The following is a 20114-nucleotide window of genomic DNA, read 5'->3' as shown; positions in this document are numbered from 1 at the left end:
TCATATGCATCAAATGTATGCGCGTCTGAGTTGTCGTGACTTGTAATTATAATGAACAGCTCAGAAGCATCTATGTTGAAGACGTCGAGCCCATATATGTGAGCTGCAAAGCGTGGACTGGAAGAAACACCAATAAAGTTGGCTTGCTCGCCTGGATTGTACTCAACCTGAATAGATGCATCGGAGAAATAATCCGATGATCCGTGAGAATCCTCTAACGGGAATCCCTCGCGCAAAAAAGCAGCTCGAATTTCTGCACGTGATGAGCCGAGAACTGCAGGACCAAAGCTATGAAGTGGTACAAATTCAAAAGTTGGCACTGTGATATTCATATGAAAACTAACTATATTTAGACACCAAGTGGTGTATAAGGCGCCCGACGGGTCAGGTGTATAACATTCCCGATGTTGGCTAGCCAAACAGCTCTAGCATGGGCACTTAACGTTATCGCCACCTGCCCGGAATGTTATACCCCGCTGCGCTAACGGCCGGACTCCCGCCACTTCATGTGCGTCAGCAACTAGTCAGCAGTCCCGCAAGGGCCGGTAGTTACCGGCCCAGTCCCTACCGCTACTGTCCAACCTCCAACATAATCTTCCCGATGTGCTTGCTGCTTTCCATCAGCCGGTGCGCTTCGGCCGCTTCTTTGAGGGGGAAGGTGGCGTGGATCACCGGGCGGCATCGGCCCTGGCCCAGCAATGGCCAGACCTTGTCCTGCAGCGCCTTGGCGATGTCGGCTTTCTCCGCACGGCTGCGGGGGCGCAGGGTGGAGCCGGTGAAGGTGAGGCGCTTGCGCATGATCGGCGAGGTGTCGAGTTCGACGCGGCTGCCTTTGAGGAAGGCGATCTGCACCAGGCGGCCTTCCACGGCCAGGGATTTGATGTTGCGGGGGATGTAGTCGCCGCCGACCATGTCGAGGATGACATTGACGCCGTTGTCGTCGGTGGCCTGCTTGAGCACCTCGACGAAGTCTTCTTCGTGGTAGTTGATCACCCGGTCCGCACCGGCACGCCGGCAGGCGTCGGCTTTTTCGCTGCTGCCCACAGTCGTGTACACCGTGGCACCGAACTGTTTGGCCAGTTGAATGGCGGTCAGGCCGATGCCGCTGGAGCCACCATGCACCAGGAAAGATTCACCAGGCTGCAGGGCACCGCGCTCGAACACGTTGCTCCAGACGGTGAAGTAGGTTTCCGGCAGCGCCGCCGCTTCCAGTAATGACAGCCCGGCGGGCACTGGCAGGCAGTGTTCGGCCGGCGCCACGCAATAGTCGGCGTAGCCGCCGCCGGGGGTCAGCGCGCAGACCTGATCGCCGACTTTCCAGGCGCTGACTTCAGCGCCAATGGCGACGATCTCGCCGGAGATTTCCAGGCCGAGCAGTGGCGAGGCGTCCGGTGGCGGCGGGTAGCTGCCAGAGCGCTGAAACACATCGGGCCGGTTGATGCCGGCGTAGGCCACCCGCACCAGCACGTCGTGTGGGCCGGGCTCGGGCACCGGGCCTTCGGCCATTCGCAGGCATTCGGGGCCGCCGCCGGGGCGGTGATCGATATGACGCATGGTGTCAGCACTCATAGATTTTCCTTTCAAAGACGGCTGATGGCCGCGTTGGTTGAATTGTCTCGCTGGTACACGGTAGTTCCCCCGAGGCCCAGAGCCAACCCTGATTGGTCAGGGGATCTGCGCGCCTGGCGGAACCGCAACGCGGTGGCGTTTGGCAAGGATTGGAGCAGGGCGCTGAGCGGCCCCGAGCTTGGCGTTGGCCAGCACCTCGGCAGAGCGGCCGACAACTGGCCTACGAACCCAGCATCTCTGCGACTTTTTGTGCGAACGCATCGATGGCGAACGGCTTGGCCATCACGGCCATGTCCGGCCCGAGGATGTCGTTAGCAGCGAAGCTTTCGGCGTAGCCGGTGGCGAAGAGCACTTTCAGGCCGGGGCGTTGCTGGCGGACGATTTCGGCCAGTTGCCGGCCGTTCATGCCGGGCAGGCCGACGTCCGAGACCATCAGATCGATCCGCTGCTGGCTTTCGGTGATCGACAGCGCTTCGGAGGCTTCGCCGGCTTCCAGCGTCTCGTAGCCCAGGTCGTTGAGCACTTCGACCACCAGCGAGCGGACCACGGGCTCGTCTTCGACCACCAGAATCGTCTCGCCAGTGCCTTGTAGCGTGCGCTCTGGCGCCACGTCCACAGCGCTGGTTTCGCCATGATGAACAGGCAGGTAGAGGTGCACGCGCGTGCCGCCTTCAGGCCTGGACTCGATGTGGATGTAGCCCTTGGCCTGTTTGATGTAGCCATAGATCATCGAAAGCCCAAGCCCGGTGCCCTTGCCGATGGGCTTGGTGGTGAAGAAGGGCTCGAATGCACGCTCGATCACCTCCGGGGGCATGCCAACGCCGGTGTCGCTGATGGTCAGCAGCACATAGTCGCCCTCGGACAGCCCGCGCCGAGCGGGATCCGGCTCGTTGCCCAGCTGAAAGCTGGCCGTGGAGAGGGTGATCCGGCCACCGTGCGGCATGGCATCGCGTGCGTTGATGACGAGGTTGATCACGGCGTTTTCAAGCTGGTTCACGTCCATGCAGGCGGGCGGCAGGCCCGCACTGAGCTGGGTGATGAGCGCGATGTTCTCGCCGATGGTGCGATGGAGCAGATCTTCCAGCGAGGCGACCAGCTGGTTGACGTCGACCGGCTTGAGGTCGAGGGCCTGCTGACGAGAGAAGGCCAGCAGCCGTTGCGTCAGCGCCGCCGCACGCTGGGCAGAGGTCGCCGCCGCGTTGATGTAGCGCTCCACATCCGCGACCTCTCCACGGCCGAAACGTCGCTGCATGAGATCCAGGCTGCCGATGATGCCGGTCAGCAGGTTATTGAAGTCGTGAGCGATACCGCCGGTGAGCTGGCCGACAGCCTCCATCTTCTGGGCCTGGCGCAGCGCCTGTTCGGTCCGGCTGCGCTCGCTGACTTCCGCGGCCACGCGCGCTTCGAGGGTTTCGTTGAGCTGACGCAGCCGTTTCTCGCTGACCTGCTGGGCTTCCTCGGCGCGCTTGCGTGCACTGATGTCGGTGCAGGCACCGGCTACGTAGGCGAGTTGGCCGGTGGCGTCGCGAAAGGCCTTGGCCCTGCAGATCAACCAGGATTCCGGGCTGGTATGGGCCAGGCGGAACTCCACCGCACCATCGAGCCCCTGAGCGTAGCGGTCGTATGCCTGCCGTACCCGCGCACGGTCTTCGGCGTGCACCTGCTCGATGAACCGCTCGAAGCTGTCGAGCCGCTGCCCCAGCGCCAGCCCGAACATCTGCTCCAGTGAGCTATCGAACTGCATGCTGCCGTCGTTCAGGTACCAGTTGAAGGTTCCCGTGCCTGATGCCATCAGCGCGGCACGGAAGCGCTCGTTGGTTTGGCTCAACGCAGCGCGTTCCCCACCTTTCACATGCTCGGTGACATCTTCGACCTGATGGATGATGCAATGCAGTTCTCCATTGTCGTCCAGCACCGGCACGTTGAGCGGGCTCCAATAGCGCAGTTCGAATCCACCACCTTCTGACTCCGGCCGAGGAGTGTCATATCGGGTGATGGCCATGCGATCCGGCATGCGTGTCTGCAGCACACGTTCGAGCGAGGCGCGTAGCACGCCAGTGCCGAACTCCTGGGGCTCTTCAGGATTCTTGCGGAATACATCGAAAACTGGCCGCCCCACATTTTCGTCCCGACACGTGTTGGTTGCGCGCAACCGCGCATCGCTCGCCTCCAGGATGGTGAACGATGGATCAGGCGAAAGGATCAGGTGCAGGTTGGGGGCAGCCTGAAAGATGGCCTTGTAGTCGAGTGTCTGCATCGGGACGAATAATCAGTTGAAGGGGGCGATGTCAGCTCTAGCCGCTGCGAAAACCGAAGGGTCTGACATCGGAGGCGGCTTAACACGCCGCGCTCCGACGGCTCAGCCGTCAGTGTTCGCCTTCCGGCTTGGGCATGGGTATCGCGACACTGCTTTCGATGCTGCCAGCGGTGGCATCGCCTTCCTTGTAGAAAGGCTCCATCTCGTCGCGGGCTTGTGCCCAGTGCGCGTCTTGCTGGCCTTCGGGGCGGCCTTTGGCTTCCCAGATTTCGTGGGCGCGCTCGCGGATACGTTGTTCGTCAGCCATGTGTTTGCCCTCATTGTGCTGATAGTGACGGTGCTGATAGAGACGCCATAGCACGGCGCCTCGGCTCGGTTCGGTGCTTTCTCACCGGGTATTCAGCAGAGGGGATTAGCAGGCGGATGGTTCCGGCAATAAACCGGGAAGCCGACGAAAGCCCCAGCAAAAGGGTAGGAGTTCAGCCGTGAAGCGCAGGCGGCTGTTCGATCCAGGTCTCCAGCCCCGCGGCAGCCAGCCACTGCACCTGCTCATACAGCGTTTCGGCATGCTGTGCAGAGACCGGCACGCACACGCAGGCGCCCAGGCAGAGGGGCTGTTGGCCGGGCGCGCAGGGGTCTGCGCTGGCTCAAAAAATCGACGAACCGAGCGCGCAGGCGAACACCGTGCGCAGCAAACGGAAGCGGGAGGTGGCGGACGCCTATGTACTCTTCGGATGAGCTGGGCGGCCCGCAGGGCCGGCCGGCGCGCACTATAGCTGCGCCGACGAGCCAGGCGAAGAGGCCGCTGATGCTCGGTCAGAGCACCGGTGATGCGGCGCTGACCACACGCAGGGCAAGGCCTTCGTAAGGGTCGAGGTTGAAGGTCATCTCGCCGTTTTCGGTGAGGTCGCCTTCAATGCTTTCGTGAATGATGTCCACCACCGGCCCGGGCGCCACGCCGGGGAGGGTGACCGTCTCGCTGATGGTCTCGGCGCTGAAGTTGAGCGCCGTGATCTGCACGCCTTTACCTGCGGGCAGCTCATGGACCATCACCAGCAGGCCCGGCGCCTGCACGTCCGGAATCAGAATCTGCTTGCTGACGGCGATATCGTAGGCGCGGCGCACGCTGAGGATGCGCTTGAGCTGGCAGGCGAACGAGCCGGTGTTCTTCAGCTGCTCGACCAGGCTGCCGTAGAGCGAGCGCGCCTTGGGCAGGCCCTCGCTGGAGGTCTCCACCCCGGGTGCGATATCGGCCAGGTCGTAGCCGCCGCGATGCAGCCAGCGGGTGTCGCCTTCGGCCATCAGGTGCTCGACCTGCTCGGCTTCCAGCGGCAACGCGCCGACCAGATCCCAGCCGGAGAGGGCGAACACGCCAGGCTGCATGGCGTTGAACATCACCAGCAGGATATGCAGGCGCTGGATCTGTTCGATATCGGCCGCGCTGATGGTGTTGAGGTCACGGATGCCCAGCGCCGCGGTGATGACGCTGACCGTGGTGCAGGACACGCCGTTGGTGACGAACTTGAGATTGTAGGGCGCATGCTCGCCGGTCAGGCGTTCGTACATCTCTTCACGGATGTGCTCGCGCAGGATGCCGCCGGACAGGGTCTGGCCATGGTAGTGGTAATGATCGTAGGCGTGCAGCGTCCAGAAATGCACCAGCTCCAGGGTCAGCTCGTCGTGGTTCTGCAGGGCATGGATCAGCGAGGCCGGATCGATGCCGAACGCGTGGACCTCCCGCAGCATCAGCCGCAGGAATTCGGTATCGCCCGTCACCAGAGCGTGATGATAGGCCGGGCGGGTGATGAAGTCATAGGACAGGTCGGCGCCGCCATGGGACATCGAGGCGATGTCGTCGATGGTCAGGTTCAGCTCCTGGAAGCTGAAGCCGCCGGCCTTGCGGATGGCACCCGCGATGAGCTGGTTGCCGGTCACCGACAGCGGATGGCTCTCGGACCAGGCGGTGCCTTCGGCGCGGCGCTCGACGCCGAGGAAGCCGTTGGCATCCAGGCGCAAAACCCGCGCACCGGAGACGTCGATCGCATGCAGCGCATCGCCGATGACCAACTGCTGGGCGGCGAAGGTCGGGTCGAGCCAGTTCAGCGACGGCTGGCCTTCCTTGAAGTAGTGCAGGTAGACCCAGCGCCGGCGCTTGCCATCGACGCCGGTCACGATGCCGGTCACGCTCCAGTCGGTGTCCTTGATGCCCGGCTCGAAGAAGATCACCCGTTGCAGCTGGCCGACGATATAGTGTTTTTCCTTGAGCTGATCGACCACTGGCGGCGGCAGGTTGAGCGCATCCCGGCCCTTGGGCAGGTCCGGCAGCAGGGGCCAGTCTTCCTCGTTGATCTCGACCATGTGGTAGAGACCGGGGTAATCGCCGTAAGCCATCTCGGCAAGACGGAAATCCGCGCCTTTGCCGGTGTGCGCCGGGACGACGTCATCGATGACGATGGCGTTGTGCGCGGCCGCCATGCGGCTGAGCTGCTGCATCTCCGCCTCGGTGCCCAGGTTGGGGTCGATATCGAAGCTGATGCGGTCGAAGTTGCCGTCGATGGTGGGGGTGTACTCGCGCCCACGCAGGCCCCCGGAGCGTTTCATCGGGCCGTTGTGAATGCCCTGCACACCCAGTTCGGACAGCGCGCTCCAGAGGCGATCGTCCCCCAGCGCCTGCAGCACCGAGCCGCCCTCGGGCGTGATGATCGCCGCCGGATAGGCGGTGAACCACACCGCGGAAATCGCACTGGCGTCGCGCGGGCGCGCCTGGGCGTAAGGTCGCTGCCAGAGCCGCGCCTGGCCGGCATAGAGTCGGGCCCGCTCGCGGGCGGCGTGAAGCATTGACTGGCTTTCCAGCCACTCGATGTAGGCGTTGTCTGGCATGCTCATAACGATGTCTGGTTCCCGGTGCGCTGAGGGAAAATGTAGACCTTTGAGTAGGGCGGGCCAGCATCGTTGCATTGGATTCCATGGATCACCACTTCAGCAAAGCAGCCTTTCTACCCAGCTCAACCTCAAGCCGCGCCACCACGCTTTTTCGTAGGAGCCAGCTTGCTGGCGATCCGGACCTCCGCGGTGCCGAAAACATCGCCAGCAAGCTGGCTCCTACAGACGACGCTGTGCCGATACCGGCTGATAGATATCGTCGGCCATTCACGACGCGGCGAGTAGACCGAGCAGGGAACCGTGACGACCCAGACGCCTCGAAAAGACCGAGCGGCAGCCGCCGTGGATTCAATCATCGTCGAAGCTGTGGGGTTTCGAATGGGGCTTCGTACAACATTGTCCGCCTGGCGAACGCTGTCCGGTTTCGGCCTGCTGTTAGGCACGCTGTTCTTCTGCGCGGCGCTGATGCCGTCGCTGCTGCCGCGCTCAACGCTAAGCCAGGGCGCGCTCGCAGGCGCCGCGTTAGCTGCCGGCTATGGCCTGGGCGTGTTCTTCCGCTGGCTCTGGCATTACCTGGGGCTGACGGACCCGCCTGAACGCCTGCGCGTCCGGGTCAACATCATCCTCGCGATCATTTGTGCGGCCTTGGCGGGCTATTTTCTCAGCCAGGTCACCGGCTGGCAGAACTCGATCCGCTCGTTGATGGGCATGCCGCCGGTCACCAGCGGACACCTGCTGGAAGTGGTGCTGACCGCGCTGGCGACATTCCTGATTCTGCTGATCCTGGCGCGCCTGTACCGCCTCGTTTCGCGCTTCGTTTCGCGCCGTGCCGATCGCCTCCTGCCGCGCCGGGTCGCGAATGTCATCGGCATCGTGATCGCCCTGACATTGTTCTGGTCGCTGGTCACCGATGTGCTGGTCACCCGTGCACTGAAGGTATTGGACGCGTCCTTCGCGCAATACGACGCGCTGATCGAGCCGGAAGCGGCGCAACCAGCCTCACCGCTCAAGAGCGGCAGTCGCGAATCGCTGCTGCGCTGGGACGAGCTGGGGCGTACCGGCCGCGAGTTCATTGCATCCGGCCCGTCGGCTCGGGACATAGCGGCCATCAGCGGTCGGGCGGCGCGTGAGCCGATCCGTGTATACGTCGGCTTGCGTGCCGCCGAAACGCCTGAGGCGCGCGCCCGACTGGCCCTGCTCGAGCTGCTGCGCACCGGCGCCTTCGAACGGTCGGTACTGGTGCTGGTCACGCCGACCGGCACCGGCTGGATCGACCCCGCCGCGATGAACAGCGTCGAGTACCTGCACCATGGCGATGTCGCCAGTGCGGCGCTGCAGTACTCCTATTTGAACAGCCCGCTGTCATTGCTGGTGGAAGCCGAGTACGGCGCTGACGTGGCGCGGGCACTGTTCGAGGAGGTTTATGACTACTGGCGAGAATTGCCGACCGAAGGGCGGCCAAGGCTCTACTTGCACGGCCTGAGCCTCGGCGCTTTGCATTCACAAGCGTCCTGGGAGCTGCATGAGCTGATCGGCGATCCCTTCCAGGGTGCGCTGTGGAGCGGCCCCCCTTTCGAGAGCCAGATGTGGCGGCGAATCACGGACGACCGCAATCCGGGCAGCCCCGAATGGCGACCGCAATTTCGCGATGGTCGTTTCGTTCGCTTCATGAACCAGCACGGCACACCCGAGCCGATGGACGCTTCATGGGGGCCGATGCGGCTGCTCTATCTGCAATATGCCAGCGACCCGATCGTCTTCTTCGATTACCGCTACGCCTGGCGCCGCCCGGACTGGCTGAGCGAGCCGCGCGGTCAGGACGTCACGCCGGCGCTGCGCTGGTTTCCGCTGGTGACCATGCTGCAGCTGGCGGTCGACATGGCAGTCACCACCCCGACACCACCGGGCCATGGCCATGTGTATGCGCCTGCCGACTATGTCGATGCCTGGCGGTTGGTGACCGCGCCCAACGATTGGAATGACGAGGCCTTGTCCCGCCTGAAATCCCATCTGACCCGCGAACTCGCCAGTGCCGCCGAACAGGACGGCAATGAAGCAGCCTACGGCAATCGTGGCGGCTAGATCGGTCGCCCTTCGCCTGGCTCAACCACCACGCGACGAGACGTGGCGGTGGCGCCGAACGGTCAGCGCGTGCCGATTACCGTCGCCGCATCGCCCGGTTGGCCCGCCAGCTGACGTTGGGCCATCTTCTGCTGCTTATAGGCCAGAGCAGCCGGCGCGACCGGCGTCACCTTGCCGGTTTCCATCCACTTTTTCAGGCGGTTGGCATCGGCCATGTGGGTGTACTTGCCAAAGGCATCGAGCACCACGAAGGCGACGGGGCGCTTGTTCATCACGGTGCGCATCACCAGGCAATGGCCGGCCGCATTGGTAAAGCCGGTCTTGGTCAGCTGAATGCTCCAGTCAGGCTTGCGCACCAGGGCGTTGGTATTGCGGAAACCCAGGGTGTAGTTGGGCTTGTGGAAGGCCACGGTCTTTTCGCGGGTGGTGCTGAACTGCTCGATCAATGGATAGGTCTGGCTGGCCTTGAGCAGTTTGACCAGGTCATTGGCGCTGGAGACGTTCCGCTCGGACAGGCCGGTGGGCTCGACATAGCGCGTATGGGTCATGCCCAGCGCCTTGGCCTTGGCGTTCATCGCCTGGATGAAGGCGCTGTAGCCGCCCGGATAATGGTGTGCCAGGCTCGCGGCGGCGCGGTTCTCGGACGACATCAGGGTCAGCAGCAGCATTTCGCGACGGCTGATCTCGCTGCCGATGCGTACACGCGAGTACACCCCCTGCATTTCGCGCGCGTCACGGATGGTGACGGACAGGCGCTGATCGAGCGGCAGCTTGGCGTCGAGTGCCACCATCGCGGTCATCAGCTTGGTCACCGATGCGATCGGCACCACCACGTCTGGATTGCTGGAATAGAGCACTTCATTGGTTTTCAGATCGATCACCAGCGCGCTTCCGGAGGCCAGCTCCTGTTGCGCAGGGGCCTTGGCAGCAGCGGTGGAAACGGGGGGCAACATGACGCTGCTGCAGGCGAGCAGCAAGCCGAAAATGGAATGACGAAGCTTCAAGATGAACACCGATGAATTGGCAGTGAAAAAAGGCGCGCCGAAGCAGACGGACGCGGCGCGCATTATACGGAAAAGGCGAGCATAAACATGGCCGCCAGCCCTTATATTTCGGCGCTTGCAGCGGATCTACCATGCGTTGGGCTCTGGCCGTTTCGCTCGTTTCGCCATCCGGACTGTTCAGCGCAACGGCCCGAGTACAAAGCATAGATCAATCTGCGCAGCGCTGCCCCAAGCGTACGAAACTGAGGTCAAACAGGCTATCGGCAGCGCGACTTTTCGCCACAACCGAGCCGACCGGCGGAACCCGGACGCTATTGATAGGTCCGCTTCTAGCAGTACGGGTGTTTTGGTTGACCACGGCCGAAGGCACCTTCACCGCTTCGCAGAGTCCAAGCCATACACTCAAAGGGGAGAACGCTATGTCCCGCTTCAGCCGCAAACCCACCACGCGCGACGAAATCGAACGTGAAATCCAGAATCTGATGGCCGCGCTCGACGACCTCAAGGACGACGCTTCGCGTGAATCGCGTAGCCGTTTCAATGCGCTGCGCTCGCGCGCTGAAACGCTGTGGAACGACAACCGTTTGGACGAGCACTGCCACGACCTGTCCCGCCGCGGCCGGGATGCCGGGCGCATGGCCAAGGACTGCGCACGCGAGCATCCGCTGAGCACGGTCGCTCTGGCTGCTGGCGCAGTCGCGCTGATTGGCTACCTCGCTACCCGTCGCTGATACGGCCGAGCCGTCATGCTCAACGCGGAAACGCCGCGGCTCAAATTCGCTCTTTATGGGGCGCATTCGAGCCTCGGCAACGCGCTGCTCTGCGAGCTGCTGACCCGGCAACACGAGGCCGTGGCCCTGGTCGACGATCTCAATTCGATGACCGTCCGCCCGGGACTGCGCGCCAAGACCGGCGATCTGTTCGATGCCAACAGTGTCTCGCAGAGTGTGGCCGGGATGGATGCGGTGATCTGTCTATACGACAGCCCATCGTTGGCCACAGCCTCCGGGGCAGCAGCCAAGCATCAGCCGCATGACCTGTATCAGGCGGTCGATGCCTTGCTGTCCGGCTTGCCAAAGGTCGGTGTCGAACGGCTGGTACTGATCGCCGATCTGTCCGCCAAGGGCGATGACGCGAACGTTGCTGCGGCGCTGCAACGCATTGCTGTGCATCCGTTGAAATGGACGCTGGTGGATGCCAACGCCGATGGCGGCGACCTGTCGATCGAGGATTTCAGCGTGATCGACGATCTCGACCCCAGCGATCGCCGTGTGCAGCTACGCCGTATCGCTGCAGGCATCGTCGACGAGCTGGAGACACCGCAGCACCTGCACGAGCAGATTCACTTCCGTATCTGAGCGACCCTCAGGCGCCGAGCTGGCTGCGCAGCTGCGTCAGTACCGGGCCCGAATCCGGCCGTACCCCGCGCCACAACTCGAAGGCTGCCGCCGCCTGTTCGACCAGCATGCCGAGCCCGTCGCGGCTCGCTGCGCCGCGCCCGGCCGCCCACTGGCAGAAGGGCGTCTGCTTCGCGCCGTACATCATGTCGTAGCAGAAGGTGACAGCCGGCTCGATCAGGTCATCGCCCAACGGAGGCAGCTCGCCGCCGAGGCTCGCCGAGGTGCCATTGATGATCACATCGAACGGGCCTCGCAAGTGCTCGAAGGCGCCTGTACCGACCGGCCCCAGCTCGGCGAATTCGCCAGCCAGCTGTTCAGCCTTGGCCAGGGTGCGATTGGCAATGACCAATGCGGCCGGCCGCTGGGCCAGCAGGGGTTCAAGCACCCCACGCACCGCACCACCTGCACCCAACAGCAGGATCCGCTTGCCCTGCAATGTGACGCCAGCGTTGTCCAACACGTCGCGGACCAGGCCAGTGCCGTCGGTGTTATCGCCCAGCAGGCGACCGTCTTCCAGCTTCTTGAGGGTGTTCACCGCCCCGGCACGGTGGGCGCGCTCGCTCAACTGGTCGGCAAGGCGATACGCCTGTTCCTTGAAGGGCACGGTGACATTGGCGCCCAACCCCTGTCGGAAGAATGCGCGGGCATAGCCGGGAAAGTCATCGAGCGGCGCCAGCAAGGGCTCGTAGCTGAGCGTCTGCCCGGTCTGCTCGGCAAACAGACGGTGGATCTGAGGCGATTGGCTGTGGCCGATGGGGTTGCCGAAGACGCCGTAGCGGTCCATTGATGCTCCTAAAAGCAGTAGCGATTCAGGTTGTGATACGGGCCACTCAGGGCTGCTCGCCCAGCCAGTCACGATCCTGCAGGAAGTACTCGGTCAGGCGCGCCTCCGGGGAGCCGGGCTCGGGATGCTTGTCGTAACCCCAGCGCACCAGCGGCGGCAGCGACATCAGGATCGACTCGGTGCGTCCACCCGATTGCAGACCGAACAGGGTGCCGCGGTCGTAGACCAGGTTGTATTCCACATAGCGCCCGCGGCGCAGCTCCTGAAAGGCACGCTCGCGTTCGCCGAAGGGCACCGCCTTACGCCGCTGGACGATCGGCAGGTAGGCCTCGATGTAGGCATCGCCCACCGCCCGCATGAAGGCGAAGCTGGTGTCGAAGTCCCACTCGTTCAGGTCGTCGAAGAACAGCCCGCCGACACCACGCGGCTCGTTGCGGTGCCTGATGTGGAAGTAGCGGTCGCACCATTCCTTGTAGCGCGGGTAGACATCGGCCCCGAACGGCGCACAGGCATCCCGGGCCATCCGGTGCCAGTGCACGCAGTCCTCTTCGTTGCCGTAGTAGGGCGTCAGGTCGAAGCCACCACCGAACCACCAGACCGGCTCCTCACCTGCCTTTTCGGCGATGAAGAAGCGCACGTTGGCGTGGGAGGTCGGTACGTAGGGGTTCTCCGGATGGATCACCAGGGACACGCCGAGCGCTTCGAAACCACGGCCGGCCAGTTCAGGGCGATGGGCACTGGCCGAAGGCGGCAGGCCGCTGCCATGCACGTGGGAGAAATTGACGCCGCCCTTTTCGATCAGCGCACCGGTTTCGATGACCCGGGTCCGGCCACCACCGCCTGCGGGGCGGGTCCAGGCATCTTCAACGAAGCGCGCGCCGCCGTCCTCGGCTTCAAGGGTGGCACAGATACGGTCCTGCAGATCGAGCAGGTAGGCTTTGACGGCTTCGGTACGCTCGTTCACGAATTCACCTTGGCAAGTGGCTGCGCCGCCGCCAGGCATGGGCCAGAGCAGCGACGCTGAAACAGAAGGCCGGCAAGCATATCATCGAGCCAATTGACGGACGCGCCCGGGAAGCGTTGGATAGGCTCCTTTGATTTGCCAGGAGTCGATAGATATGTCGCAGCGCATCCAGTTCAGTCAGCACGGTGGTCCTGAAGTCCTCGAACAGGTCGACGTCCCGGTCGCCGCACCGGGCACCGGTGAGGTCCGCGTGCGCAACCATGCGATCGGCCTGAACTTCATGGACACCTATTTCCGCAGCGGGCTCTATGCACCGCCAAGCCTGCCATCGGGCCTCGGCAGCGAAGGCGCCGGCGTGGTCGAGGCGCTGGGCGAGGGCGTTGATGAATTCGAGGTGGGTGACCGCGTGGCTTATGCGACCGGGCCGCTGGGTTCCTACGGCGAGCACCACACCCTGCCAGCACGACATCTGGTCAAGCTGCCCGAAAGCGTGAGCTTCGAACAAGCCGCCTCGGTGATGCTCAAGGGCCTGACGACCCAGTATCTGCTGCGCCAGACCTATCAGCTGAAAGCAGGAGAAACCATCCTTTTTCACGCGGCGGCCGGTGGTGTCGGCTCGATCGCCTGTCAGTGGGCCAAGGCCATCGGCGCCCGCCTGATCGGCGTGGTTGGCTCGGCAGAAAAGGCCGAGCGCGCCAAATCACTGGGCGCCTGGGCAACCATTGATCGCACTCGGGAAGACATCGTCCAGCGGGTGCTGGAGCTGACTGACGGTCAGAAATGTCCGGTGGTCTACGACTCGGTGGGCAAGAGCAGCTGGGACGTCTCGCTCGATTGTGTCGCCCCGCGTGGCCTGCTGGTCAGCTTCGGCAATGCATCCGGCGCGGTTACCGGCGTCAATCTCGGCGTACTGGCTCAGAAGGGCTCGCTGTATGTCACCCGCCCCACCCTGGCCGGCTACGCCACCTCAGCCGAACGCCTGCGAGGCATGGCGGCCGAGCTGTTCGAGATGATCGCCAGCGGCCGGATCAAGGCGGAGATCGGCCAGCGTTACCCGCTCGCCGACGCTGCCGAGGCGCAGCGCCAGCTCGCCGCAGGCAAGACGACCGGCTCGACCGTTCTGCTGCCGTAAAGCGGCAAGCGGCAAGCGGCAAGCGGACCAGTGTGAGGGCTGGCGCTGAAAGGCAATCAGGCTCTGTTTTGCTTCTACTTGAAGCTTGTGGCTTGCAGCTTGCCGCTAACTCGCTCTTATTACCTCGCCGCTGCGTATATCGCGAATGGTGGAGGGGTTTTTACGTCCACCCAGGCTGCCGCCAAGCACGCCGTCCAGATCCCCTGGGAAGTACTGCTCGACGCGCAGGCGCGAGCGCGCCGAAGGTCGGCCGGCCGGGTTGGCCGAGGTGGACACCAATGGGCCGGTCAAGGCGCAAAGCCTCGCCACCAGCGGATGATCGGTCACACGCAGTGCGACACTGTCGTGCTGGCCGGTGATCCAGTCCGGCAAGCGATCACGGTGCGGGACCAGCCAGGTATTCGGTCCCGGCCAGCTGCCAACCAAACGGTCCAGCCAGCGCTCAGGAAGGTTTTCCAGCAGAAAATCGAACTGCTCGACACAGTCGGCGACCAGAATCAGTCCTTTGTCTACCGGCCGCTCCTTCAGCGCCAGCAACCGATGTACCGCGTCGCTATCCCAGGGATCGCAGCCCAAGCCCCAGACCGCCTCGGTCGGATAGGCGATCACCCCGCCACGTCTGATGACCCGCGCCGCCTGCTGCACACGCCAATTGCCGACCATTGCCACCTCCCCTGAGACTGATCGGCGAAGTGTACCCAAGCGCTGTCGGCAGTACAGCCGGCCTCAACCCGCACAGGCGACCCAGCGACCGTTCTCGCAAGCGACCAGTCCCTCGATTTCCAGCTCGGTGAGCGCTGCGAGGATTTCTGACAAGGGCTGGTTCACGGCATCTGCCAGCACCTCGCTGCTCATGGGAGCGGCATGCAGCTGGGCGAGCAACGGGTGCAGCGGCTCGGATCGTTGCGCTTCGGGCGTGGCCGGGGTTTGCTGCCAGCCGCGCAAGGCCTGCAGTATGTCCTCGACACTTTCCACCAGTGCAGCGCCCTGGCGAATCAGCTGGTGGCAGCCGCGGGCGCCGGGATGGTGGATTGAGCCGGGAATCGCATAGACCTCACGGCCCTGTTCGGCAGCCAGGCGGGCGGTGATCAGCGAGCCGCTCGAAGGACTGGCCTCGACCACCAGCACGCCCAATGACAAGCCGCTGATGATTCGATTGCGACGAGGAAAGTTGGCGGCCTGCGGCGGGCAGTCGAGCGGCAACTCGGAGACCAGCGCGCCGCCGCCTTCGATGATGCGTCCTGCGAGGCCGATATGACGGCGCGGGTAGAGCTGCTGCAGACCGGTACCCAGTACGGCGATGGTCTTGCCGTTCACATCCAGCGCACCCTGGTGCGCCGCCCCATCGATGCCAAGGGCCAGGCCACTGGTGATCACGAAACCGCCGCCAGCCAGGCTCCGTGCGAAGGCCGTGGCGTTGTCCAGTCCGGGGCGCGAGGCTTGACGGCTGCCAACCATGGCCAGCTGCGGTCGCTCCAGCAGGCCTGGATCACCTTCAATGAACAGCAGCGGCGGGGCGTCTGGCAGCTCCGCCAGGAGCGCCGGGTAACCGGGGTCGTCCCACATCAGCAACTGATGGTTCGGCTGGTCCAGCCAGCTCAGCGCCGCAGCAGCTCGCTCACGTGTTGCCGAGCTACGTCTGGGTTCGGCGCAGCTGGCCGGCAGCCCCAGCGCGCGCCACGCCGCGGCCGGTGCGCTGAGCGCAGAAGCGGCGTTGGGGAAAGCGCTGAGCAGTTTGTGCAGACGGCGCGGACCGAGCGCCGGCAGCAGATGCAGACGTAGGCGGGCTTCCAGTTCGGCAGGAGAAATCGCGGGCATGACATCAGTCCTTGTCTCTTGACACCGCATCCCTGCGGTGTGGTTCAGCAGAATCAACCAGCCCCCCCCCTTCGGCGGGGCCTGGAGGGGTCAGGGGTTACGGATCTTATCCATCACAGCCAGCGAGCGGGTCGCCTGCAGGACCAAGCCATAGCTGAGCTTATCGTAGGTGCGGAAGACCATCAGCAGACCCGAACGCTCATCAGGAATCTTGACGTTCTCGCCGGTCACCCGGTCGCGTACGGTTTCGCCGGTCTTGTATACGGCCAGCACGTTGCCGACGTTCAGCCCGTCACGCGCGCCCTTGTTCAGGGTAACCACATCGAACTGGCCGATCTGGGTCACGCCACGCGGTACGTCGAGGATCACACCCTTGACTTCTGCTTCCGGCTCGCTCGGCATGAAGGTCGAATTCACTGCACGCCCTTCACTGGGAAACACGCGGTCGCCGATGCGCGCTTCCTGGGTAACCCGTGTAAGCATCATGGTGGCGATGTCGCCTTCCATGTCGAGAAGCTCGGCGGTTCCCACGTCGTCGGCGTTGATGCCCAGAAACTCCTGGGTGTCCGGATCTACATAAGTCTTGCCCTGGCGGAAGATGCCGTAGACGCCAATGCCGTCCTGGAATTCACCACGGCCATAGACCCGATCACCGGAGCCGCTGATCACGCGCTCGGCATTGCCAGCGACGATATACGGAGCTGCCTGGAACTCAGCGGCGCTGTCGACGATGCGGTTGCGCAGCAGAAAGCTGTTGACGGCCTCCAGCGGAATGGTACTGATGGCTTCGGCCATGGGCGTGGTGCGAACGGTAGGCGAGAGCTTGATGGTCCCGCGCGACGCGCCACGGTTGAGCATGATGCGCGGTTGGCCGTCGATATAGACCAGACTCAGGCTGTCGCCCGGATAGATCAGGTGCGGATTTTCCACCTGCGGGTTGGCATGCCAGAGTTCCGGCCACTTCCAGGGTTCGCTGAGGAAACGACCGGAAATGTCCCAGAGTGTGTCGCCTTTCACTACGGTGTACTGCTCCGGATGGTCATCCTTGAGCTGCACAGCGGCCTGTGCCATACCGCCAACCGCTACCAGCAGCAGGGCGAGTAGTGATTTCCTCATGTGGTGAATCCCTTTATGATGTGCCTTCATGTAAAGCGTCTAGCGCCGCAGAACCCCTGTGGAAAGCGGCGTTAAGCCGTTTACAAGCTGCTCGGCATCTTAGCAGCGGCTTTTGACTTTATTCCATAAGTGCATCACAAACGCATATGGCAATCCTGAACATCCTTGAATTTCCCGATCCACGCCTGCGCACCATCGCCAAACCGGTGGAGGTGGTCGACGACGGCATTCGTCAGCTGATCGACGACATGTTCGAGACCATGTACGACGCACCGGGCATCGGCCTGGCCGCCACGCAGGTCAACGTGCACAAGCGGATCGTGGTGATGGACCTGTCCGAAGACAAGACCGAGCCACGGGTCTTCATCAACCCCGAGTTCGAGTTCCTCACCGACGAGATGGAGCAGTATCAGGAAGGATGCCTGTCGGTCCCCGGCTTCTACGAAAACGTAGATCGGCCACGGAAGGTGAAGGTCAAGGCGCTGGACCGCGACGGTCAGCCCTATGAGCTGAGTGCCGAAGGTCTGCTCGCGGTCTGCATCCAGCACGAATGCGATCACCTCAACGGCAAGCTGTTCGTCGATTATCTTTCCAACCTCAAGCGCGACCGGATCAAGAAGAAGCTGGAAAAGCTTCATCGTCAGCAGGCTTGAACTGCCACTCCAAAGGCTTGCAGCGGAAACAGCCCCGGCAATGGCCGGGGCTGTTCAAATGGGCCGCTTGGCATTAATTGCCGGTCGCGCTGCTGCCGGTACCAGTGGTGTTACCCATACTGGTACCCCCCATACCAGGGCCTGCCGGGTCAGCAGCATTTGTGCTTCCTGCGCCCGTAGTCCGCCCTGTGCGGCCGGTATCGTCGGTTGTCGAACCGTCCATCATCGTGTCGTCACGGGCGCCGCCCATTTTGCCGTCATGAGTGCCGCTCTTCATTGAGCTGCTATTCGCGTCGTAACGACCCTTGTCATGAATGGCCTCGTTGTCCGTTGTGCCTGCGGCAAATACAGCGGTCGACATAAGACCGGCTAGAGTCAGCGCGGCGAGCTTGTTCGTTTGCATGATCGTTCTCCAGTTTCAAGGGCTTCACATACTTGGGCACTGCCCACGAAAATAAATTTAACCCCGGCGCATGACAGGATCTTTCAAAAACGCCGAAACCCGGACGAGGCGAGCGCTGTAGCGCTGGCGCCACTGATCGCCACGCCGGCAGCCGACCGTTCACCGGATGTCCCCACGCGATTTTTCCTCAAGGACGCCTGGCCAAAACTCAGCGCAACAACTGCCACAATGAAATGCCGATACCAGCCATGCTTTCACCGGCCACTAGCCCGGCGGCGGCAACGATCACAAAACGCTCGGCCAGGCTGCCCCAGCGGGCCGCGAACAGCCAGGCCAACTGGGCGCCGAACGCCATCATCAGCGAGATCGAGGCAGGTATGATGAATGCCAGCCCCAGCGCCGCAGAGCTGGGTAACCAGCGCAACCGCCAGACCGGCGCCGAGCCTTCGAGCAGGCCAAGCACAACGCCGACCCCTGCACCGATCAACATCGCCCAGCGGATGTCCAGGCTGATCGAGCCGAGTCCGGTGGTCAGCGCCTGCGCCACGGCTTTCCAGGTCGCCACGGCAGGCGCTGGCCACTCGGGGGTGATCAGCATGGCCTGAGGATCAGGAATCAGCAGTTGATAGACGAGTACCCCTACCAGGCTGCCGACCAGAATACCCAGGCACTGCGCAATCACCTGGCGCGAGGGGGTTGCGCCAATTGCGTGACCGACCTTGAAGTCGTTGAGCAGATCGGTGCATTGACCCGCAGCACCGCCCGCGGTGTTGGCACTCATCAGGTTGATCGCCACCTGACCAGGCGCAATGGCAGCGAAACCCAGCTGCGACAGCTGCCCGATCGCACCAATCGGCGGTATCCCGGTGGCGCCGACGACACGTGCCGCAACCATGGCCAGCAGCAGCGCCAGCGGGATCGACAGCGCGGCCATGAGTGGATGGATACCGAACAGGCTCATCTGCAGGGTGATCACCAGGATGGCCGCCAGGCCCAGCCCGAGCGCCGGCAAAGGCGCGGGCCATGCGAATCGAATGCGCTGTGCTGCAGCGCCTCGTCGGGCGCGCAAAAAACGCAGGCTGAGTGAAATCAGCGTAGCGCAGACCATCAGGCTGACCCCCGGCCACAGCAGCCACTCGATCAGCACTCCGAATTGCGGCCCGCTGGCGCCCGCCGGGATTGTCACCAGACCTTCCGTCAACAACCAGGGTGCCAGCACGCCCCAGGCGATCAACGCGCCGAGCAGCAACGACAACCCAACCCGTAAGCCGATGATTCCGCCGAAGCCCAGCAGCAACAGCGACGGTTCGAGGCTGAACGTCAAGCGCTCCAGCTGCGCGCTGGGTGTCCAGCGCGGCACGCTCCACCAGAGACCGTCCACCAGCTTGGCCAACGCCGCCAGCAGCGCAGCCGAACCCAATACCCATAAGCGCTGCGCCGCCTCAGCGCCATGGCTGTAGATCTGCTGCATGGTCGCCAAGGTCGCCATGCCTTCAGGAAAGCGCAGCTGCGTTTCGATAATCAGTGATGGCCGCAAGTACCAGGCGACCCAGACGCCGAGAAAGCTGACCGAGAACACCCAGGCCACCAGCGGCAAGGTGTCGAACTGCTGGCCGGTGATCAACGTGTAGGCAGGAATCGGCGCGACCAAACCGCTGGAAATGATCGAAGCCGCGGATGAGGCAGTGGTCTGGTTGATGTTGCTTTCGTGCAGCGTCCAGGCGGGCCTTCTCAGCACTCGTGCCAGGCTTTGCCAGACGGCAAAGCCGACCAGCAGCGCGATGATCGACATGTTGAACGACCAGCCGATCTTGAGCCCCGAATAGATATTTGATGGCGTCAGCACGGCCCCCAGCAGCAGGCCGGTCAACAGTGCGCGCAGAGTCAGTTCGCGTGACGGGTCACTCATGCAGGCTCCATCGAATGGGCGATTGACTCACCTTAGTCCATTAAGGCCACCACAGCGTTTCTTCAACCGTCCGTCGGGTTGTCATCCTCAGCGCGCAGATGCCGTCCTAATCCCGACGTTAACGCTGAACTTCGTCATTT

General features: G+C 63.3%; 18 protein-coding genes. 5 read left to right on the top strand and 13 right to left on the bottom strand.

Annotation, left to right across the window (positions count from 1 at the left end):
- The 5 genes from NA637_RS11555 to treS all read right to left on the bottom strand — a co-directional run.
- Positions 1-332 (bottom strand): hypothetical protein (locus tag NA637_RS11555; protein WP_256072381.1); only part of this gene is annotated, 332 nt, incomplete at its 3' end.
- Between the two features lie 238 nt (positions 333-570).
- Positions 571-1569: an NAD(P)H-quinone oxidoreductase gene (locus tag NA637_RS11550; protein WP_256072380.1), complete on the bottom strand. Its 999-nt coding sequence runs from the start codon at positions 1567-1569 to the stop codon at positions 571-573.
- Between the two features lie 220 nt (positions 1570-1789).
- Positions 1790-3826 (bottom strand): hybrid sensor histidine kinase/response regulator, encoded by a 2037-nt coding sequence (locus NA637_RS11545; RefSeq protein ID WP_256072379.1) that lies wholly within the window; start codon positions 3824-3826, stop codon positions 1790-1792.
- A 109-nt stretch (positions 3827-3935) separates the two neighbouring features.
- Positions 3936-4133, bottom strand: coding sequence for a DUF2934 domain-containing protein (locus NA637_RS11540; protein WP_256072378.1), 198 nt, complete (start codon positions 4131-4133; stop codon positions 3936-3938).
- Between the two features lie 509 nt (positions 4134-4642).
- Positions 4643-6712, bottom strand: coding sequence for a maltose alpha-D-glucosyltransferase (gene treS / locus NA637_RS11535; protein WP_256072377.1), 2070 nt, complete (start codon positions 6710-6712; stop codon positions 4643-4645).
- Positions 6713-7087: 375 nt separating this feature from the next.
- On the opposite strand from treS, the gene NA637_RS11530 reads away from it, so the two are divergent.
- Entirely contained in the window at positions 7088-8791 is a 1704-nt protein-coding gene (locus tag NA637_RS11530) for an alpha/beta hydrolase (RefSeq protein WP_256072376.1), read from the top strand.
- Between the two features lie 62 nt (positions 8792-8853).
- Here the strand turns inward: NA637_RS11530 and pbpG are convergent, their stop codons facing one another.
- Entirely contained in the window at positions 8854-9795 is a 942-nt protein-coding gene (gene pbpG / locus NA637_RS11525; RefSeq protein WP_256072375.1) for a D-alanyl-D-alanine endopeptidase, read from the bottom strand.
- A gap of 419 nt (positions 9796-10214) precedes the next feature.
- Here pbpG and NA637_RS11520 point away from each other — a divergent pair, with 419 nt between their 5' ends.
- Together NA637_RS11520 and NA637_RS11515 are read left to right on the top strand one after the other, a co-directional pair.
- Positions 10215-10526, top strand: coding sequence for a glycine zipper domain-containing protein (locus tag NA637_RS11520; protein ID WP_256072374.1), 312 nt, complete (start codon positions 10215-10217; stop codon positions 10524-10526).
- A gap of 15 nt (positions 10527-10541) precedes the next feature.
- On the top strand, positions 10542-11153 hold the full coding sequence (locus NA637_RS11515; RefSeq protein WP_256072373.1) for an NAD(P)-dependent oxidoreductase: 612 nt from the start codon (positions 10542-10544) through the stop codon (positions 11151-11153).
- Between the two features lie 7 nt (positions 11154-11160).
- Here NA637_RS11515 and aroE read toward each other — a convergent pair whose 3' ends face one another.
- Together aroE and hemF are read right to left on the bottom strand one after the other, a co-directional pair.
- Positions 11161-11979: a shikimate dehydrogenase gene (aroE, locus tag NA637_RS11510; protein ID WP_256072372.1), complete on the bottom strand. Its 819-nt coding sequence runs from the start codon at positions 11977-11979 to the stop codon at positions 11161-11163.
- Positions 11980-12025: 46 nt separating this feature from the next.
- Positions 12026-12943 (bottom strand): oxygen-dependent coproporphyrinogen oxidase, encoded by a 918-nt coding sequence (gene hemF, locus NA637_RS11505; protein ID WP_256072371.1) that lies wholly within the window; start codon positions 12941-12943, stop codon positions 12026-12028.
- Positions 12944-13097: 154 nt separating this feature from the next.
- Here hemF and NA637_RS11500 point away from each other — a divergent pair, with 154 nt between their 5' ends.
- Positions 13098-14075 (top strand): quinone oxidoreductase family protein, encoded by a 978-nt coding sequence (locus tag NA637_RS11500; protein WP_256072370.1) that lies wholly within the window; start codon positions 13098-13100, stop codon positions 14073-14075.
- Between the two features lie 105 nt (positions 14076-14180).
- Here NA637_RS11500 and NA637_RS11495 read toward each other — a convergent pair whose 3' ends face one another.
- From NA637_RS11495 to NA637_RS11485, 3 genes are all read right to left on the bottom strand, one after another.
- Positions 14181-14738: an L-threonylcarbamoyladenylate synthase gene (locus NA637_RS11495; protein WP_256072369.1), complete on the bottom strand. Its 558-nt coding sequence runs from the start codon at positions 14736-14738 to the stop codon at positions 14181-14183.
- Between the two features lie 63 nt (positions 14739-14801).
- Positions 14802-15893 carry a DNA-processing protein DprA gene (gene dprA / locus NA637_RS11490; RefSeq protein ID WP_256072368.1) on the bottom strand — a complete coding sequence of 364 codons (1092 nt, stop codon included), beginning with the start codon at positions 15891-15893 and terminating at the stop codon, positions 14802-14804.
- A 90-nt stretch (positions 15894-15983) separates the two neighbouring features.
- On the bottom strand, positions 15984-17009 hold the full coding sequence (locus tag NA637_RS11485; RefSeq protein ID WP_256072367.1) for a LysM peptidoglycan-binding domain-containing protein: 1026 nt from the start codon (positions 17007-17009) through the stop codon (positions 15984-15986).
- A 146-nt stretch (positions 17010-17155) separates the two neighbouring features.
- Here NA637_RS11485 and def point away from each other — a divergent pair, with 146 nt between their 5' ends.
- A complete protein-coding gene (gene def / locus NA637_RS11480; RefSeq protein ID WP_256072366.1) occupies positions 17156-17662 on the top strand; it encodes a peptide deformylase in 507 nt (168 codons plus the stop codon).
- A 73-nt stretch (positions 17663-17735) separates the two neighbouring features.
- On the opposite strand, the gene NA637_RS11475 is transcribed toward def, so the two are convergent.
- Complete coding sequence (locus NA637_RS11475; RefSeq protein WP_256072365.1) at positions 17736-18065, bottom strand: hypothetical protein; 330 nt, start codon at positions 18063-18065, stop codon at positions 17736-17738.
- A gap of 208 nt (positions 18066-18273) precedes the next feature.
- Positions 18274-19974, bottom strand: coding sequence for an OPT/YSL family transporter (locus NA637_RS11470; protein ID WP_256072364.1), 1701 nt, complete (start codon positions 19972-19974; stop codon positions 18274-18276).
- Between the last annotated feature and the right edge of the window lie 140 nt (positions 19975-20114).

This window comes from Stutzerimonas stutzeri (assembly GCF_024448935.1).
In the GTDB taxonomy this organism is placed as follows: domain Bacteria; phylum Pseudomonadota; class Gammaproteobacteria; order Pseudomonadales; family Pseudomonadaceae; genus Stutzerimonas; species Stutzerimonas stutzeri_AO.
This window is presented reverse-complemented; position numbering and strand designations above follow the sequence as displayed.